The 19683-nt window shown below is 34.1% G+C and carries 14 protein-coding genes, 1 tRNA gene and 2 pseudogenes; 5 read left to right on the forward strand and 12 right to left on the reverse strand.

Translation table 11 applies throughout. From position 1 onward, the window contains the following. Window positions 1–1235 precede the first annotated feature (1235 nt). Complete coding sequence (locus ACFIMK_RS04045; RefSeq protein ID WP_375628290.1) at window positions 1236–1406, forward strand: hypothetical protein; 171 nt, start codon at window positions 1236–1238, stop codon at window positions 1404–1406. Window positions 1407–1503: 97 nt separating this feature from the next. On the opposite strand, the gene ACFIMK_RS04050 is transcribed toward ACFIMK_RS04045, so the two are convergent. Then, on the reverse strand, window positions 1504–2337 hold the full coding sequence (locus tag ACFIMK_RS04050; protein WP_375613011.1) for a peptidoglycan-binding domain-containing protein: 834 nt from the start codon (window positions 2335–2337) through the stop codon (window positions 1504–1506). A 1050-nt stretch (window positions 2338–3387) separates the two neighbouring features. On the opposite strand from ACFIMK_RS04050, the pseudogene ACFIMK_RS04055 reads away from it, so the two are divergent. Further along, window positions 3388–3763 (forward strand): annotated as a pseudogene (locus tag ACFIMK_RS04055) (DUF5330 domain-containing protein). Between the two features lie 108 nt (window positions 3764–3871). Next, the gene (locus tag ACFIMK_RS04060) at window positions 3872–4282 is read left to right on the forward strand and encodes a SufE family protein (RefSeq protein ID WP_375611146.1); all 411 of its coding nucleotides are present in this window, start codon (window positions 3872–3874) and stop codon (window positions 4280–4282) included. A gap of 98 nt (window positions 4283–4380) precedes the next feature. Here the strand turns inward: ACFIMK_RS04060 and ACFIMK_RS04065 are convergent, their stop codons facing one another. Further along, the gene (locus ACFIMK_RS04065) at window positions 4381–4818 is read right to left on the reverse strand and encodes a MucR family transcriptional regulator (protein ID WP_012754848.1); all 438 of its coding nucleotides are present in this window, start codon (window positions 4816–4818) and stop codon (window positions 4381–4383) included. Between the two features lie 855 nt (window positions 4819–5673). Here ACFIMK_RS04065 and ACFIMK_RS04070 point away from each other — a divergent pair. Next, window positions 5674–7767: a S9 family peptidase gene (locus ACFIMK_RS04070; RefSeq protein WP_375682990.1), complete on the forward strand. Its 2094-nt coding sequence runs from the start codon at window positions 5674–5676 to the stop codon at window positions 7765–7767. 82 nt (window positions 7768–7849) lie between these two features. On the opposite strand, the gene ACFIMK_RS04075 is transcribed toward ACFIMK_RS04070, so the two are convergent. Continuing rightward, window positions 7850–8452 carry a superoxide dismutase gene (locus ACFIMK_RS04075; protein ID WP_375682989.1) on the reverse strand — a complete coding sequence of 201 codons (603 nt, stop codon included), beginning with the start codon at window positions 8450–8452 and terminating at the stop codon, window positions 7850–7852. An 875-nt stretch (window positions 8453–9327) separates the two neighbouring features. On the opposite strand from ACFIMK_RS04075, the gene ACFIMK_RS04080 reads away from it, so the two are divergent. Continuing rightward, window positions 9328–9402: transfer RNA gene (locus ACFIMK_RS04080), tRNA-Gln, on the forward strand. 230 nt (window positions 9403–9632) lie between these two features. Here the strand turns inward: ACFIMK_RS04080 and ACFIMK_RS04085 are convergent. The 9 genes and pseudogenes from ACFIMK_RS04085 to ACFIMK_RS04125 all read right to left on the reverse strand — a co-directional run bounded on the left by ACFIMK_RS04085 (window position 9633) and on the right by ACFIMK_RS04125 (window position 19681). Then, the gene (locus tag ACFIMK_RS04085) at window positions 9633–9911 is read right to left on the reverse strand and encodes a toxin-activating lysine-acyltransferase (RefSeq protein WP_375638058.1); all 279 of its coding nucleotides are present in this window, start codon (window positions 9909–9911) and stop codon (window positions 9633–9635) included. Next, window positions 9880–9984 (reverse strand): toxin-activating lysine-acyltransferase, encoded by a 105-nt coding sequence (locus ACFIMK_RS04090; RefSeq protein WP_375638129.1) that lies wholly within the window; start codon window positions 9982–9984, stop codon window positions 9880–9882. The genes ACFIMK_RS04085 and ACFIMK_RS04090 overlap by 32 nt, the downstream gene beginning before the upstream one ends. A 120-nt stretch (window positions 9985–10104) precedes the next feature. Then, entirely contained in the window at window positions 10105–11145 is a 1041-nt protein-coding gene (locus ACFIMK_RS04095; protein ID WP_375638059.1) for an HlyD family type I secretion periplasmic adaptor subunit, read from the reverse strand. Window positions 11146–11223: 78 nt separating this feature from the next. Next, window positions 11224–14016, reverse strand: coding sequence for an autotransporter outer membrane beta-barrel domain-containing protein (locus tag ACFIMK_RS04100; protein ID WP_375638130.1), 2793 nt, complete (start codon window positions 14014–14016; stop codon window positions 11224–11226). Further along, entirely contained in the window at window positions 13970–15028 is a 1059-nt protein-coding gene (locus ACFIMK_RS04105) for a hypothetical protein (RefSeq protein WP_375638060.1), read from the reverse strand. The genes ACFIMK_RS04100 and ACFIMK_RS04105 overlap by 47 nt, the downstream gene beginning before the upstream one ends. Window positions 15029–15420: 392 nt before the next feature. Further along, window positions 15421–15822 (reverse strand): annotated as a pseudogene (locus ACFIMK_RS04110) (DUF1499 domain-containing protein); the annotation flags it as partial. A gap of 1421 nt (window positions 15823–17243) precedes the next feature. Continuing rightward, complete coding sequence (locus ACFIMK_RS04115; RefSeq protein ID WP_375628221.1) at window positions 17244–18029, reverse strand: DUF1499 domain-containing protein; 786 nt, start codon at window positions 18027–18029, stop codon at window positions 17244–17246. Between the two features lie 523 nt (window positions 18030–18552). Continuing rightward, the gene (locus ACFIMK_RS04120; protein ID WP_375681163.1) at window positions 18553–19092 is read right to left on the reverse strand and encodes a hypothetical protein; all 540 of its coding nucleotides are present in this window, start codon (window positions 19090–19092) and stop codon (window positions 18553–18555) included. Beyond that, window positions 19085–19681, reverse strand: coding sequence for a DUF1214 domain-containing protein (locus tag ACFIMK_RS04125; protein ID WP_375681164.1), 597 nt, complete (start codon window positions 19679–19681; stop codon window positions 19085–19087). Before ACFIMK_RS04125 ends, ACFIMK_RS04120 begins: the two co-directional genes overlap by 8 nt. Between the last annotated feature and the right edge of the window lie 2 nt (window positions 19682–19683).

The raw sequence follows: 19683 nt of genomic DNA on the forward strand, positions 1-19683 counted from the left end.
TTTTTTATAGGGGAATGAGCTCCTCACGCAAAATAGAATGCTCCAAACAAATGCATTTTTTTTTGCGCATCATGCTGTTTGAGATAGACATTTCTCAATGGATGCCCCATTTTACATTGATATTCGTGGAATGGGGATTATGTAAAACTCCCCGTAAGTTTATAAAAATCTTCCCAAAATTTATAAACTCCATTATGCACTCCCATCTTTACATTTATAAAGGAATATCAAAGTTACACAATCTATTGATTTATAAAGATAATTTTTTATTTCTCATATTGAATGAAAGCTGTAAATATCATAAGATCTTCTTATTTCGACTTCTTTTATAATGAATCAATCAAAACCATGTTTTTTGTATGTTACAGGCGGGATGAGCGTCTGTAGATAAAAAAATAAAGCAAGGATATGCCTCTTATGAAACGTCTCAAGTGTCAAGAGCTGTCACAAATTGAAGGTAGGTACAGTGTGTAATGGTGCCGGCTTGCTTCTTGACAAAAAGCGTAAAGATGATGCGCGGCGCGTGCAGTGGGACTACTATTATTATTCATGGGCGTTGTTGCGAAGTGGTTTTAGGTGCTTTAGAGATGTTTTTTAAGAAAGCCCGTGAATGGCAATCCAAGTATATTCCGTTTGGGACATTTTGTTTTAGGTGAGGGGGAGTGAGACCAAAAAGACATGTGATAAAGTAAGAGCATGAGGCAATAGGTAATTTCCGTTATTTTAAAGATATTGCTTTAGATGTCTTTGAAAGGCGTAAAGCTGAATTAAAAGGAAATGACAAAGATGAAAACTGGTTTTTACCTTAACTTTTCATATTTTTCCCAAATTAGGCTGTTTTCCTGTTTTAAGAGATTATACAAACAGAGATGCGTAATATTCTTGCCTCCATTTGGCATATAAAAGCTATAACAGCTGAGAGAAGTACTAAACTGTCTTAACATTTTTTTCAAACATACTGCTGCGGTAAGTTTGGATGTTGATTTATAGGCAATACTAAACGCACACGCTCTCTTAAGAAGACAATGTCATAAAACACATAACTTTCCAGCAATAGATTAGAGAGAAGTGCCGGTTTTTATCAGACACTTTGCAAAACAACAACCATAACACAATTAGCTTTACGTCTATTTATCCTTACAGGTGTTTGCACAAATTCTTTGCATCATATTTATAAAGATCAAATTGACGATAATATATGGACAATTCGTGGTTCGATAATATGAAAGGTTTACATGATACTACAAAAATTTCGTGTCCTTTTATCATCAGAGGCAATAAAAATGCTAGAACAAGCGCGTTTGCTATTTTGCAATATTCTTTTTTCTGCAATCGGTTGTGGTTTTTTTGAAGAAAATTATACGGCTCAATATGTAATGTGTAAGAAAACCATTCTGATTGATTGAAAATAAGAGGGCTTGAGATGAAGGAATGTTTGAGGGGAGCATTAAACAAACGAAAGATGAATTATCATTATAAATTAAGAGATTATTATGATTAGCTTCAATTTAATAAACCAATTTCACGCATTTTCATTAAAATTGTGTGATTAATTTTACCTGTTACAGGAAGATCAAATATTTTTTGAAACTGTTTTAAGGCTTCTATCGTCTTTTGATCTTCTATTCCTGTGACAATAACCTCCTCATTCCCAAAAATATGTAAAGCTTTTTGCACTTGTATAATATCTTCAACAGAAGGCTCTAAAATAGCTTCTTTTAAGTGTGTCATATTTTTTGTATTGTTTGTTTCTATTTCGCTTTGCTTAATTAATATCGCGATTTCATCTGCTGCGGGATTAGATAGAACATTCTTTTGCATTCTCTGAGCAGTTTGCTGTTTCCATAAAGTGATGGCTCGGCGTGTTTTAGGTCCTTCCAGTCCATCTAATGGTCCATCATAAAGTCCTAATTTTGCTAGTTCTTTTTGCTTTTCCAGCATGCTTGCTGATTGAGAGGGTAAAGGTGAATTTGTGTGCTTATGACTTTGAGAATGTACAGAAGTTACACGGGAGAGTTCTTGTGATTTTTCTTCTTTTTCCGATAAAGTAGAGCTCTTACCTATACTTTGAACAGAGGAAAATTTCATTTGAGTTAAAATATTTTGATGCGTTGTCATTTGCGAAAATAAAGCATTAAATGAAATAAATAAAAAACTAATGCTAAAAAGAAAAGATCCAACAAAAAATAAAGTATTTTTTCGTGTATAGAAATAAAGAGTTTTTGCACTCCAAAAAATAAAATGAAAAATTATAAGAAGAAGTGTTATAACAATACTACTATAGTATTTACGGTGTTTTACAGTTTTTTTTCGGTAGGTCTTTCGTTTTGTTGCCATTACTTTTATTTTCAGTTGCGTTTATTTTTTACAAAGAAACAAATATAAATTAGGAAACGAATATGAATCAGTTTTTACTTCCAGCCAGAGAGAAGTGCATTGACATTATTGATTTTTCCTTTCAAACTCCTAAAATGAGCGGCTTCATTATATCAATTTATAAGTTGATAAATCAACAAGAGTTCTTATCAACGTTTATTCATTTTATTTTATACAAATCTTTAATGTGTATAAAGAGAGCACCAAATGATTAGCATTCAAGATCATTTTGGTATTTGCAAACTGCATTATCACATATAATTATCTAAACAATAATGCCACGTTATTCTTCATTTTGGGGCATATGTTTGCCTATTATTTAAAATAAAATTGAAAATATTTGCCTATAACGCTAAAAAGATGACAATCATTATCTATTCTTTATAATTTACATATAGATGGTTACTTATCCATAAACGGTTTGGTAATAATAATTATCTCTTAATATTATTATATTTTGGTATAAATTCCTTCTATTAAATAATTTTCATAAGTATTAATTAAATTGATGTTTACAATGTTATAGAAAAAACTGGCTTGAGATGTAATCATAAGAGATGCAGTTATTTTTTGATGTTTTTATTGACAGGTTGACTATTTTCATAACATTCCAGTAAAAATTTTATAGATAATATAAATATTTTATCGACACTAGAGTCAGAATAACAGAGTTTACTCTTTTTAGCTTTTTCAACTAAGCTAAGATGGTGGACTATTATTTAAAATAATTATGTACACAACACGATTATCTCTCTCATTTTTTATCATAGTATGTTCATTAACATGACCAGCTTGTAAGTGTATAATTTTGATGTTAATTTTTTACTGAATAGACAATGTATCCCATTTTATACAGCGGAATTGTGCCATATTTATAAAAAAGCCAATGATATAGATCCAATACATGAATACTCAATTTTATAAAAAGCACATTTTATAAATTGTTTATAAAGCAACAGTGTATAAAATGCTTCTTTTATTGTATTTACCACTGCGGTACATTGATTGTCCATGATACGTTTTTTAATCAAATTATCATTTTTTTTATTTTTTATTTTTGTCATTATTTCATTTTTTGTAGCAGATCCAAGCAGTAACCATTCTTCTAGCCCCCAAAATAATGAGACAACAACGAGCGATGTGATTGTTGCTTTTAAGGAAGCCTTAAATGACTTAGGCGCATTTTGTGACCGTAATATAAAAACCTGCAAAGTAGGAAAATCCTTTTTAAGTTCACTTGGTGAGCGCGCATATTACGGTGCAAGAGCTGCTTATGAATATTTAGGGAACATATTAGGAAACAAAAATGATATCAGAGACTTCCCCTAATGTTTCTTACAAAATCGAAATACAAGAGTTCTTACAAAACCATGCAATGTTATCTTGAAATAAGGATTTTTAACGTTCTTCGTGTTATTTATGTTAGGAAGAATAAATATTTATTTTTTATAAGTGTATTCAAGAATGATTATTCAAACGAAACAGGACTAAAATAATGGCGGAAACAATCGGTAATATTATAGAGAACTTTTCGCTTTTGGATAATTGGGAAGATCGTTATCGTTATGTCATCGAGCTTGGCTATGAATTGCCACCTTTTCCAGAAAGCGCTCGAAACGATGCTCACAAAGTTCCTGGTTGTGTTAGCCAAGTGTGGCTTCTATCTTCACGTAATAACTCAAAAGATCCAATATTGACGTTTCAAGGTGATTCCGATGCTCATATTGTGCGTGGACTCATTTACATACTTCTTGCTTTTTATTCAGGCAAAAAAGCTTCTGAAATTCGCAATTCTGATGCTCAAGAGCTCTTTGAAAAACTTGGTTTAAATGAAAATCTTACACCACAACGATCAAATGGTTTGAAATCAATGATTAAACGGATTCGTAACGAAAGCTATATGTAATCCCCTTGGTAGAAATTGCTATATATACAAAAGCTTCACACAAAACATGTATACTAAAATCAACTTTATGCACGAAACCATTTTTTCGCAAAATAAGATTATTTAGTTTTTTTCCGTTTGCTTTTGCGTCCAAGCCCCATTTCTTTGGCCAAAGCCGATCGTGTTTTTGCATAATTAGGCGCCACCATAGGGTAAGAACTATCTAACTGCCATTTTTCACGATATTCCTCTGGCAACATTCCATAATGTGTCATGAGATGACGCTTTAGAGATTTAAACTTCTTTCCATCTTCAAGGCAAATGAGATAATCAGGAAATACTGAACGCTTCGGATTAACGGCAGGCCTTTGTTTTTCAACTTCGACTTCTGTTAACTCTAGATTCCCTGCTTTACGAAAAGCAGCATGGACATCAGCAATTAAACTTGGCACTTCAGTCGGTCGAATAGAATTATTACTCACGTAGGCAGCAACAATATCAGCAACCAATGTAATAACTAAATTGCTTTCAGTCTCTAAGACTGCACGATGTTCCATTCTTGTTTCCTTTAATTTAAAATTGAGTAATTCAAAATCGAGATATAGTGCATATACTCATGATATAAAGATCTCATGCACATGAGTTTCATATTGTACAAAAATCTTTTTTGTCAATTCAATTATTCTATAAAATTGCCAAAACACAAAAAAATCAAATAAATACCTATTTTTTGTCATAATATACAATAAGAAAAACGAAATTATTACATGCTAAAATATATTTTTACCCTATAACATATCATACATAATATATAATACATCACAAATATAAAAAAATATATGATAAAATTTATTTATTTTTTTTGAGAACGTAAAAATAAAATTACTAATTATAAAAATATAATATATAAATTATTATATTTTGTTTTGAATACTTATAGTTTAGTAAGTTTATGTTTAATAAGTTTTAAATTTGTTTTTATTATTTATATTTATAAAATTTAATAATAAAAAACATGATATATTATAAATATGACATAATAGTATTATTTATAATATAAAACTATTCATTAAAAGGAGATAGGACATTTTTATTTTTTATACAGTAATAATAATATTTTAGATATATTTATTCCTTTCTGTAAAATTATGCGATTATACTGTTTCAAAAAAAATCAATTCTTTTTCTAAAAGTTTAATTGTTTTACCAGTCACTTTCATTATAAAAGTGGTGTTATATCCCTAGAAAACAATAGCTGTGATATGTAATGAACAGAAAGGTATTAGTTTTAAAAATTATCATGGTGCTATTTTTGCAAGTGAATAGAACTTATAGGTTTTTACACTTGCATCAATCATTGTGATTCTAACATATAAACGAAGCTATTAACATATTTTAATATAGGATTGTGTATGACTCGCACTTTTGCAATTCCTCCCAAAGCATCTAGAATCACTCATAAGGAAATATATCATGGTATTTTTCGTGATGATCCCTATCATTGGCTACGTGCGTCTAACTGGCAAGATGTTTTTAAAGATCCTAACTGTCTTGATCCCAATATTCGACATTATCTTGAAAAAGAAAATGCTTATCAATCAGCTCAAATGGCTGATACAAAACCATTACGAGATTTGCTTTTTACCGAAATGAAAAACAGGATCCAAGAGAATGATAGTTCTGTTCCTATAAAACATGGCCCTTTTGCTTACGGATTCTCTTATGTTACCGGAGGCCAACAACCACATTATTTTCGGACACCAAGGAATGGCGGAGAAAAAAACGTGTACCTTAATGGTGATGTCTTGGCAGAAGGCAAAGAATATTTTAAATTTGGTTCAGTTCAAGAATCTCCTGACCATACACATGTGGTATGGACCTATGATGACAAAGGATCAGAATTCTATACAGCTAAAATTCGTAATTTTGAGACATTGTCTGACTGTATGGACACAATTACTGATACATCTGGTCAAATTGTATGGGATGCTAGATCTGAAGGTTTTTTCTATACTAAGATGGATAAAAACCACCGACCTTCAGAGCTCTATTATCACCAATTAAACACAGATCAATCACAAGATAAGCTTATTTTTCGTGAAGACAATCCAGGTTTTTTCTTAGATGTAAGCGGTTCTAAGCTTAATGATGTTATTTATATTAATATTCATGATCATGAAACATCCGAGATCTGGTTAATTCCTGCTGAGGCGCCTTTTACTGTTCCCCAATGTGTACGGAAACGACAAAAAGGTATTGAATATTTACTTACAGAGGGTGGTGATGTCTTTTATATTCTAACCAATTTAGATAATGCAAAAGATTTCAAAATTATGGTAGCGCCATATACATCTCCACAATCAGAAAATTGGTCTGAGTTTATCCCACATCAGCTTGGGTGCCTAATATTATCCCATGATGCTTATCAAGATTTTCTTGTCTGGATCGAACGTTTTGAGGGGCTTCCACGTATAAAAGTAATGGAACGTACCACTAAACAAGTTAATTCCATCGCTTTTACTGAAGAGGCTTATTCTTTAGGTCTGCAAGGAGTTGCAGAATATAACAGTCCAACTATTCGTTTTTCCTATTCGTCTATGACAACACCTGATCAAGTGTTTGATTATGAGATGAAAAATTGTAAACGAATGCTTTTAAAAACGCAAATAATTCCCTCTGGGCATAATAAAGATGCATATGTAACACGACGTATTACAGCAATAGCAGACGATGGTGAGAAGATTCCTATTTCACTTTTTTACCACAAAAACACTCCCCTTGATGGTGGTGCGCCTTGTCTGCTTTACGGTTATGGTGCTTATGGGATTTCTATTCCTGCCAGTTTCAATAGTAATGTACTTTCTCTAGTGAACAGAGGTTTTATTTATGCCATTGCTCATATTCGCGGAGGAAAAGAAAAGGGAGTAGAATGGTATGAGAAAGGAAAGCATCTCTTTAAGCACAATACATTTACAGATTTTATTGCTTGTGGGCGTTATCTTGTAAACAATAAATTTACTTCTCACGACCGGCTGATTGCTCATGGTGGTTCAGCAGGGGGGATGTTGATGGGAGCCATTGCCAATATAGCTCCACAGGATTTTGCTGGGATCGTAGCAAATGTGCCTTTTGTTGATGTCTTAGCGACAATGTTAGATGCTTCATTGCCACTCACTCCTCCAGAATGGGCCGAATGGGGGAATCCTCTTGAATCAGAAGAAGATTATAAGCTTATTGCTTCCTATTCCCCTTACGATAATGTCAAAGCTCAAAACTATCCCCCTATACTTGTGATGGCAGGATTAACAGATCCTCGTGTAACTTACTGGGAGCCTGCAAAATGGGTGGCAAAATTACGAGACCTAAAAACAGACGATAATGCAATTTTATTACGTATTAATATGGATTCAGGGCACGCTGGTGCAGCTGGACGTTTTTCAAAGCTAGAAGAAGTTGCCTATATCTATGCATATATTCTAAAGATAGCAGGAAAAGATTTTTGCTAATCCATAATACTTCTGTATGAAAGTCTCCGATAATTTATTGAATTATAGAGACTTTCATACACTAAAAAATTATTGAGACAGTTTAAAATTCACATTCTTCATAAAGTTCCAAAACATAGTCCCAATTAATTAAATGGTCTACAAAGGATTCGAGGTACTTCGGTCGAGCATTGCGATAATCAATGTAATAGGAATGTTCCCACACATCGACACCTAAAATAGGACGAGCATTGTGCACTAAGGGATTTTCACCATTAGGCGTTTTCATAATTTCAAGCTTGCCATCTTTAACAGCAACCCACGCCCATCCAGCACCAAATTGGGCACTAGCAGCAGCAATAAAATCAGCGCGGAATTTGTCGTAACCACCTAGATCAGCGTCAATAGCTTTTGCTAACTTTTCAGGAAGTTTTTGGCCACCACCATTTTTTTTCATCCAAAGCCAAAAGTGGTTATGATTGTAATACTGCGCTGCATTATTAAACAAACCAATATTTTTTCCAAAACTTTTTTTAACAATATCTTCAAGGCTTTCATTTTCTAAGCCTAACTCTTTCACAAAATTATTGGTGTTGGTAAGATAAGCAAGGTGATGCTTATCATGATGATATTCAAGCGTTTCGCGTGACATATAAGGCGAAAGGGCATCGTAATCATAAGGCAACGGGGGCAATTCAAAAGCCATTTAAAAATCTCCTCGATTCTAATTGTTAAGCTTATTTCATAAGCCTAATTTGCCATTTACCGAATTTAAAAGCAAATGTTGAATACCTAGTTTGTATGAAATTAGTTTTAATGTCTCTCTTTTTGTAAAAGAAGCTTTTAGGAAATGTATATTCATCAATCAAAAAGGGTATTGGTCTACATAAAGATTGCTTCTGAAGATTTTTTACATCTATGAGCGGGTAATAAATATCATTATCTTTTGAATAAAAAGTAAATGGAAATAGCGATTATTCCTTGTTTTGGTATCTCTATTTTTTCAAATACCATATAAAATGTTTTTAATTTTTGCAAAACTTTTCCAGTTTATTGGTGTATCATAATGTTTTCAACAGAATATTAAGTGTTATTTTTAGGAAATATTTTTCAATGTGCTTGATTTCATTTTATGGTGCTACCCATGAATAATATAATGTAAAAATTAGTGGACATTACCATCTTTATGCTTAATGCAAGAGCACAGCAGCACTATCATACACTTACCGGTTGCCAATGTGGTGACAGCTTTTTTCTTAAATTGAGCAAGATGAGATTTTAATATATCAAGAAAAGTAAATCATATGCAAATTTATTAGATACATGAGTAAACTGCAAGATTTTCATTTTCTGTTCCTAGAAAATCAATACAAAGAGTAAAATAATTGATGGATAAATGGTTCCTACTTATATTAAAATCACAACTGTATATCAGTTTCTGCTACGAATTTGTATCGATGGCAATGCCATACAAGACTCAGAAATTTTATGATAAAAAAGTAAGGTCTTTGATTTTCAAATATTGCGTTCAATCACAGGAATCGCTATAAGGTGCAAGAGTTGCTATAAAGCGTGTTTTTTTGGGGTATAGCCAAGCGGTAAGGCACCGGTTTTTGGTACCGGCATTCCCTGGTTCGAATCCAGGTACCCCAGCCAATTCTAGTGAAATTAGTTAATCAAAGTTCAGCTTGAGAGTGGATTAGCCTTCTTAACCTCTGTTGCTATTCATAGCAAGTCTGGTAAGTTGAGAGACACTTATTTATAGTGGGTTAGCTCTAAATACGGTAAGGTTTTCTTGCTATAGCTATCGCTTAAAGAGCTCTTTTAAAAGATTCTTTTCTATAAGACGAGAGGTAAATGATTTATGCGCACTTGCTTTAGAAAAACTATTTAGCTGGATTTTTTGCTCTATAGCAACACCCGCGGGTGATTTTCCGTATTCCACCATCTTCATTACGCCGAACAGCGTAGCAATAATGCTGATTAGGAAACACATGCCGCTGCATGTCACGTACCATACCAGCAGCATGTCCATAGGGTGCCACACAATCAATAAACCACATATATTCTCCGCCTTGCCAATCCGCATCGGACAAAAGCTCTCCCTTTTCAAGCATAGATTGATGATTTTTCTCATCTAAAAAAAGCCCAAGTGATAAAGGCACAAAATTCTCCACGTTCATTTTTATAGAGCTTGTATTGCCTAGTCTGTAAAGCTGGTCCTAAATTTCGTTCGATATCCTAGATTCGCCAGCGGCGGTATAAGGAAGATGTAAGCATTAAAACAACCATAGCTCCTAACGCTGTAAGAGGGTCTATGAATGATGATGAAGGATTTTTATGCACACACATTAATCTTTATCTTTCCTTTAGAGATTGTTCTAAAATTTTGGTGATAGGCTCAAAGAAATAAGAAATGAGACGCCGTTTTGAGGTAATGACATCCGTTGTCACAGTCATGCCAGGGATAAATTTAAGTTGTTTGTTATTCAAAGTGATATGATCTTGGTCAATTTTGATTAAAACAGCGTAGACACCATTAATTTCTTTATTATAGCGCGCTGTAGCGCCTACATTAACGACTGTACCGTGGATAACACCGAAACGTTCAGGCGGAAAGGCAGAAAACTTGATGTAAGCACGTTGGCCCTTTTCTAAAAAACCAATATCTCGATTATCAAAAAATGCTTCAATAATGAGACCACCCGAACCAGGGACAATACGCATGAGCGTTTTACCAGCTTCTACAAAGCCGCCCAAAGTATGGATACTTAAATCATCGATACGTCCATCAACAGGTGCATAGAGTGATAAGTGGTCAAGATGGTATTGAGTGCTATCAAGCTTTGCTTTTAATCCTTGAAGATTCAGTTCTGTTTCACGCGAAAGTTGCCGATAGCGGGCGATTTCATCGGAAATGAGACTTTTCCGTTGTTGGCGGAGGGTGTTTATTTCGGCGGCATTTTCTTCCAAACGTCTTTGATTGGTTAAAATTTCATGCTCGACATTTTTAAAATCATGTAAACGCTCTAAATAAACGGCTTGGCTAATGACTTTTGTTTCCATCAGGCTTTTTGCAGCCTTTAATTTTCCTTGGCTTAATTGACGATCATCTTCCAACCTATCTAATTGCGCATGTTGTGTTGCACCGCTGCGCTCGACGCGGTCCGCCTGTGCTTTTAGCGCTCTTAATTTATCTTGGAGAGATTGAAGGGTAGCGCTAATGAGTTTTTCCCCTTCTATTCTTGCAGTCGTGTTGCCAGAAGGAGGAGCTGGCAGATAGGCAAGCCCTTTGGTTACAAAATCTTTATCCAAAGGATTGCTTTCAGCAAGAAGTGTTGTAGGTATGTTATAAAGAAAAGAATAACCGGTATTCCACGGTAGGTTTGTGCAAATCAAAAAGGCCACACAGTATGGAGTTGTCCAGCCTTTTTATGCAAGCAAATGGGAAAATAACGCTCACTTTACAGCATTTTCTTAGAACTGATAACGTATTCCACCAGAAAAGCTCGCTCCTGTTATACCCGTTTTTTGTAGCTTTTGTTGGTAACTAACATCACCATGAAGTACGATATTGTGGGAGAGTTGTGCATTGATGCCCAAACCGCCTTCAATGGCAGTTCCGGCAGGATCAAGGTCAAATTCCTTACCAATCTGTATTTTCCCATCATCACTAAAGGTTTTAAGAAAGTTCACTTTTCCATAAAAAGAAAAGGGATAATCACTTTCGGCAGAAACAGTTTTAGTTAAACGTCCGCCAATCCGAACCAACCATTGGGAAGGATTTTTCATATCAATTTCTAGATTATCAGCATCTTTCATGGTGTCAAACGACAATTGTTGATAAACAATTTGTGCTTGTGGCTCAAACTCTATCCCTGCCATTCCTGTAGCAAATTCTTTTCCAATGGTAACCAAAGCGCTCAAGGTTTTGGCACCCTTCAAGTTTGCGGCATTCTTGATATCAGCCGTAGTGATATTTCCATCGATCATGCCATAGGAAGTTAGGACATCGACATATAAGCCATTGTTGTGTTGTATACTGCCATAAGCTGTAACCGCCCATTTATTGAGTGTGCTTTTGTCTGCACCCTCCATATCCTTAGGTGTGAAAGAGAGTTTCCCATAGGTTCCCATAAGTCCAAAATGCATGGTGATATTTTGGCTTTCCATTGCAGCTAATGCACCACCTGCTTGTACGGCAGCATAGCGAATATCAGCGCCATAGCCATATTTGAAGGGACCACGCTCAGAGGTTAAGGTAGCATTGCTACCATAGGGTGAAAAGAAGAAAGAATAATTTTGTGTTGTACGGATATCAGCTAACAATTTGCTTTGCTTAGTAATGTCGGTAAAACCAGCGTAGAAGAGAGCGTTAGGCATCACGATATAGCTTGCCACTTGCGGTACGACAGCTTCCACATGTGGACCAGGGACAGAGCCACCGGAACCGCTACCGCCACCGGAGTCAAGAAATGCTTTATGCAAGCGAAAATCCCAGAAGTTTTCATTTTTTTCATCAAAGAGGTTTTGCTCAATATTGGCTGTGCCATGGCGTGATTCTGGTCCATAAGCAGTTAGTGTGTATTTATAAGGCAAACCATCTCTTGTGATATAACCATTGGCTAATTTGAAGGAGTCTTCCATCGCTTTTCCAGAGACTTGGATAAGGGAAATACCGCCTGTATTCGAGGGGGCCGCAGCATTTTCTACACTGTTTTTATCCCCTACATCACTCTTGATATAAACTGTTGTTGTACCTGATGCATCGCCATGAATGAGAACGCGATCGGTTTTTTGATCATCTACAGCAACCCCATCGTTCCATGCCATGTTAAAGTGGATTTCTGCGTTTCCAGAAGCGTTATAGATCTCTGGAGTATCTTTTTTACCAGAACCGATATGTAATGTGTGATAATGGTTTTCTACTGGCTTTTCAAAAACAATTTTGCTGTCATTGAGGTTGAGTGCAGAAACATCAGAACGTGATCTTTGAGTGATATCAAGTAACTTGCCCGCATCATCTTTTTCTTTTGTGCTGGTGTTCACAAACCATGTTGTATTGTTTTTGAGATCAAAGCTTGTTTGTCCATTTTCGTCATTTCTTACACCACCTTGTAAGACAGAACGGTCTGCGGAGAGTGAAAAGATTTGATTAGGTTTTGGTGTATCATGGATTATCCCTACGAATAACCTATCGGCTCTGATTTCTGAATCTTTGAGGTTGAGTTTACCATTTGATGAATTGTTGGCAACAATACCCGTTCCATCTTCGATGAGAAGGTTTGTATTGGTCAGGTTTATTTCTAAAGTTTGATCGTTTTTTGAGTTATCAAAGCGTATCCCATTGCGCTGTGCTTTTGCAGAAATATCTGTGACATCAATATGTCCGCCATCTTTTACGACAAATGCTGCTCCTTTTGCACTTACACTCCCTCCCGTCATTGTGATTTTGGCTTCTTCACCATCTACATGGAGTCCGTAATTTTTAGATGTTACTGTGACATTATCATTTAAAGTAATTGTGCTACCTTGCAGAGTTTGTACTTCTCCACCAAAGGAACCTCCGCCCATTACTGTTATTTGGGAATTATCATTAGCCAAGAGAGCTTTTTCTGCATTCTTAACGGTTACATTATTTAAAGAAACCATGCTTCCTTTGTCAGCACTTATTCCTTTCTCCATAAGAAAGCCATCTTTACCGCTTGATATTTTCACATCTTTCAGCGTGTTTTCTTTGCTTGTGGTGTCAAGGAATAATGCACCTACTGCTTCGCCTTCTGTGATTTCAATAGATCCTCCTGTCATCTTGATTGTCGCATTATCACTTTGGGCTTTAACACCGATCGTAGCATTTTTAATTGTTGTGTTTCCATTCAATTCAATGGTACTGGAACCTCTTGCAAATGCGCCGAATTTTGTTCCTTTTCCATTTGCTGTGAGAGCAACGTCTTTAACATTAATATATCCACCAGCTTTTGTATATAATACACTATTGCTACCGGTAACAGTTCCCCCTGTCATAAAAATTTTTGATTGCTCACCAATTGCATGGAGGCCATCACCCTCAGATGATGTGATTTTAGCCTCATTGTCCAAAGTAATGGTACTACCACTTTGAGCATTGATTGCATCTTCTTTTGCCTCAAAAGATCCACTAGAAACCATTACTTGAGATTTGTTATCTGCATAGATGCTGCGTTTTGCTTTTGTGACGGTTACATTATTTAAAGTAATTATGCCTTTTATAGCGGAGATTCCTTTCTCCATAAGAAAGCCATCTTTTCCACTTGATATTTTCACATCTTTCAGCGTGTTTTTTTTTGCTTGCGGTGTCAAGGAATAATGCACCTACTGCTTCGCCTTCTGTGATTTCAATAGATCCTCCTGTCATTTGAATGACACCATTGTCTTTTGCTTCAAGTCCAATAACAGTCTCTTTAATGGTTGCATTATTATGCAAATCAATCATGCTGTTAGGACCAGTGGATTTTGCGCCTGTTCCTTTGTTATATGCGGTGAGAGTGATATCGGCGACATCAATATATCCGCCATTTTCTGTCAACAGAGCACTTTTTTTCCCCTTTACAGTTCCTCCAGTCATTGTGATTTTAGATTGTTCACCATCTGCATGGAGTCCATCATTTTTAGATGTTACTGTGACATTATCGTTTAAAGTAATGGTACTGCATTGTTTAGCTTGTACCTCACCGCCAAAGGAACTGACAGATATTATCACATGTGCATCAGAAGATGCTGCTACGGATAAATCTGCTTCATTAACGGTTACATTTTTTAAAGTAATTATGCCTTTTCTAGCGGAGATTCCTTTGCTCATCGAAGTGTTGTCTTTACCGCTTGATAATTTCACGTTTTCCAATATCGTTGTGCCACTGTCATCAGTGTCTGATATAACGCCATAATCGGCTGCAATAACACCTCCTATCATCTTAAATGTACTACCATGCCATATTCCAACACCACTATGCAGCTGAGTATCGTTTGCACTTTTAATGGTTGTATCCCATAACTCAATTGAAGATTGGGTTCTAAGGACTACAGCATCCAAATCGTTGTTTATTGGATGACCTCCGGTCAGTGTTAAGTTTTTACCGATGACTTTTCCACCATTTGTTGTTTGAATATATTCATAAGTCTTGTTTGATACGTTTTTTACTTCTCCTTTATCAACTTCAAGAGATTCAGCATGTACGTTGAGATTTTTGCCAAAAAGCATAATTGCTGCGATAGCTGTACAGGAGAGTAAAGATTTTTTAGACATAGCTGTTCCTCCCTTATAAGCTCCGCATGTTCTCCCCGCTTAGAAGTAAGGAAAATAAACAATTTAAATTTTAATTACAATACTTACCTATTAGTTAATTTGTTATTATTTGTCAAATATTATAAATTTACTTTTTAATAAAATAAATCATTTTTATTGTTTAATACATAGTATATTAATAGTTAATATATATTAATACTTAAAATATTTTAAATAAAAACATCAAATGAGAGACAAAACAATATTTTTGTTATGAAATAAGTTAGGATTGAGATATTTTCGTTTAAAAGCTTTGTCCTGAAAGAGTAAAAGCACTTTCAGTAATAAGTAATAATAGTGCAAACAAATGACAGGTTGGTAGGGATTTTTCTGTTGGAAGTAAGTACAAGTTTCTACTCATCATCTTGAGAAAGAGGAAGTGACGAGATTTCTGTATCAAGCGCATCCATAAAATCGATAATAAAAACAGCATTAGTCCCCAAATCTCTTGGCAAATAACGAGAAGCAGAACGCATATCAACAAAAGTTGTATCCCCTTCACCAGTTAAACGAATAACAATATCTGAAATAAAGCCAAGGTAAAAAGTTTTTGCCATTGTTTCAATATAAAGCGCATCTTCTTCACCTTTAAACTTTTTTTGAGCCACAACTGGCCAATCATACGCAGCTAAAACATTGAGAACGGATTCGCGAATACGGTCAGGTGATCCATCATAACGGCGCCCCGATATTTCTGGCCATTGTGACATCTGTAATGTTGTTTGTTCAGTCAAAACACTTTTGAGCGGTAAAGCAATGCACAAGCTTGTAGGCATAATTATGTGTCTACAAACTTGACAGGAAGGTTTAGGTGCATAATTTTACAAAATTATATATTTAATTTGGATTTTTTTTATGAATGAGATTATTAGTATTATTGTAGAATTATTATTTTCTATAGGTGCTTTATTTATATTTTTCTATACATTGTTTTCATATTATAAATCTAAAGGTTATAGTAAAAAGGAAATTTGGAAAAAAATTTTGTTAAGAATATTTTTGTTCGTTATATTATTTTCTATAATATTTTTTATTTATATACGTTATTTCTATGAACAATGATTATTCATTATTAATTTATAATTATAGATTAATTTGGAAATTTTATTTTTATATTATTTTACTTTATTAACTTTTGTATGATATAATATATATTAATGTTTATTGTTTTTATATATATTTAATTTGGATTTTTTATGAGTGATATTATTCGTATTATTGCAGAATTATTATCTTCTACATGTGCTTTCTTTATATTTTTCTATGCAATGTTTTTACAGTATAAATTTAAAGGTTATAGTAACAAAGAAATTGTGAAAAAAATGTTTTTAAGCACATTTTTGTTCATTATATTTGTTATATTACTTTCTATAACAGTTTTTATTTGTATACGTTATTTATATGAAAAATGATTATTTATTATCTTTATATAATAATGTTTTTGATATTTTATTTTCAATATTTGTTTTTATATTTTTATTAAGTTATAGATAAAGTGGTGAAAGTTGGAAAAATAGTATAAAGGAAGCAATTAAGACATTTAGTGGGTTATTTTTGGCGTTTTGTTTTATTTATGTTGCGTTTAAATATATTAGATATTAGTATTTATATTTAAATTATGTTTGATGAAAAATTATTTTCATTTAAATAAGTTTCTATTATTTGTAATAATATATATATATTTTTTTATTATGAAATTTCTTTATAAAATTGAAATAATCATTTATTGTAAAATACAGATGAATTTATGTGTATTTTATTGTTAATTTTTTCTGTAACTATATTACATATGCATCATATTTTATGATAAATGTATTTCATCTTTCTTGATGAGGGTGTATTTTTCTATTTTCATTGGAAAAATGCGCCTGTAAGAAATGCTTAATTTCCTTATTAGAGAAGTCTTCTTTCCTACTTTTATGATGAGATTTCTGAGCATAAAAAATATATGTAAAATCAATTATAGTATTTAAGTTTAGAATTTGAATTCAAATATTTTATCTATATGTCACGCGCTAAAAAGAGTCTATAAGTTGCTTTTGGGTGTTTAAAGAACTTGTCAGTAATGCTTATGGCCGTCGAGAGACGATAAATGTTTTGTGCGTTTCTGCACGTCTCAAAATTTATTTTTGAAATAAGCTAATTTAGTAAATGTAACTTACTATACTTCTAACCTCTACTCATTATCTTCAGCAAGAGGAAGTGAGGCGATTTCTGTATCAAGTGCATCCATAAAATCGATAATAAAAGCAGCATTTGTCCCCAAATCTCTTGGCAAATAACGAGAAGTAGAACGCATATCAACAAAAGTTGTATCCCCTTCATCAGTTAAACGAATAACAATATCTAAAATAAAGCCAAGGTAAAAAGTTTTTGCTCTCGTTTCGATATAAATTTCATTTTCTTCGCCTTTGAATTCTCGTTGCGCTACAACAGGCCAATCATACGCAGCTAAAACATTAAGAACGGATTCGCGAATACGGTCAGGTGAGCCATCATAACGGCGCCCCGATATTTCTGGCCATTGTGACATCTGTATTGCTGCTTGTTCAGTCAAAACACTTTTGAGTGGTAAAGCATCGCTGGGACGTATTGTGCGAAAAAAAGCCGGTGGTCTTTGTGTATCGGTAGAAACGTCGTAAAGAGCCGGTAAGGTAAACCAAAGTCCAAAAAAGAGCATCAATGGTGTGGCTGTTATCAACGAATAAATGATCCCTTTTAAAGCTTTCATTCCCCCTAGAGCACCATAGACCCACAAACTATGAAGTGCTTTAATAGCCAGAAAAAGAGAAATAATTACACAGCCAGTAGAGATTCCGATCAAAATTATGAAGTCAGTTACGTTAATGACGGAAAAACGTTGTAAAATGACTGAAAATAATAAAATAAAGAACGACAATCCACCAAATCGAGGGGACCATACTGCTGCTCTTGAAACGAACCGAACATATCTCTTCTTCATGAAGTTTTTCCCCTCAATTGTAAACTATAAGCTAAGTTTTTTCAGAGTGCTACCTTACAAAAAGCTTCTGCTCATAAACCAAAAATAAAGCACTTATTTTTGAGGTCAAGGATACGTAATGTCTTATAAGTTTCCAGTGGTTATTTTAGCACTTCATTGAAGGTAATCAGTATTTCTTCTATAGTTTATCATGTTATTGATGCGAACTTTATGGGAATGTTTGTAAATAAAAAGAAGTAAACTCAAATAACAAGTTTTACGGTTGTTAGCAGCATATTTTTTTAGAACTTTACTCTTGATTTTTCTCTTCTGATTGCGGGGAGTGATAATGCGTAATCAAATAGGATATGATGATGTGCAATAGAGATTTCATTCTACCTCAATAAAAAATTGAGGGATCTACAATCAGACAAATCTGAATTCGAATATTCAATTAATAGAGAAAAAAGATAACCATTTTGATAGGCTTCCTGTATTTTGTATAGAAAGGAAGGTGTTGTACAAATGAGAGTTTAGTCCGTTTTTATTCATAAAATATGCGGCAGGTCGCAGATGAAAGAAAAGCTTCACTTTCTTTTTTTGCAAGTGAAGAAGGGGCAAAAATACGTAAAATGATAAAACCTTCATTCAAATTTTTAGCAACCAAAACTGAATTGGCATTTTTTTTAGGTTTTGATTTTTTGAGTTCTATGATTTGTATTGGTTTTCCAATGATAAGATCGAGTGTATTATTAGGGGCTGTTCGGTCATTAAGGCTATAGAAAATAATTCCGTTGTGTGTGTAGGCTGCTAATGACCAAAATTGTCGTGTTTTCAAAGCTTTTAAATGAACAGGTCCATTTTCAAGATTAAATCTACAGACTTTAAGAAGAAAGAGGGGATCAGCAGATTGTTGAATAGGATTATCGGGAGTAAAAGCAACAAATTGATAAGGGACTCCGGATTTTTTAAGTGCTGTCCATATATTATCCTGTGCCCAATAGGGGATCAGAAAGAGAACGCAAATATGAACGATAATAGCGCCAATGATTGCAAGAAGTGCGGTATAAATAAATCTAGTCACAATTTATTTGTCCTGATGGGATTTGTTCTATTGATGGCATTGTAAGCTTTTGTAATGCCGTTGCAGAGATGATTGAGGTATCGTATAAGGTAAGAATAAGCCCGAATTCTTTTTGACTAACTGTTGCAAGCCAATTGCCGGCTTGCGGTGTGGGTGAAATATTGATGCGCAATGAGCCATCATGCTCATAGATAATATTGTCAGTGTGGAGTTCAAAAGGTATTTCTTTGGATGAAGTATAAGGTTTTAGGGATTTGTCAGCTGTATAAAGGGTAAAAAGACGGGTTTCAGGGATGGTGCCTTTGAGTAAATAATGACAGTGATGATGAAGTGGACGCTCTTGGTTATCTTGCCAAATCTGGAATTGAATACCTTCAGTTCGTCCGAGTGAAACAATGCCTTGTTTAGCGGTGCGGGCGCGGGTATAAGGATCCATATTGGCTGTTCCCATTTGTGGATAAGCACTCCATTTTCCAATTCTAAAGAGTCCAAAATGAGGAAAGGAATTGAGCACATAATCGACACTCAGTGTTCCACATAAAATGGAAAAAGCGAAGATAAAAAAGAAAATGGTGATATTAAAAAACATCA

The organism is Bartonella sp. AP280QHHD, assembly GCF_042196125.1.
Lineage (GTDB): Bacteria > Pseudomonadota > Alphaproteobacteria > Rhizobiales > Rhizobiaceae > Bartonella.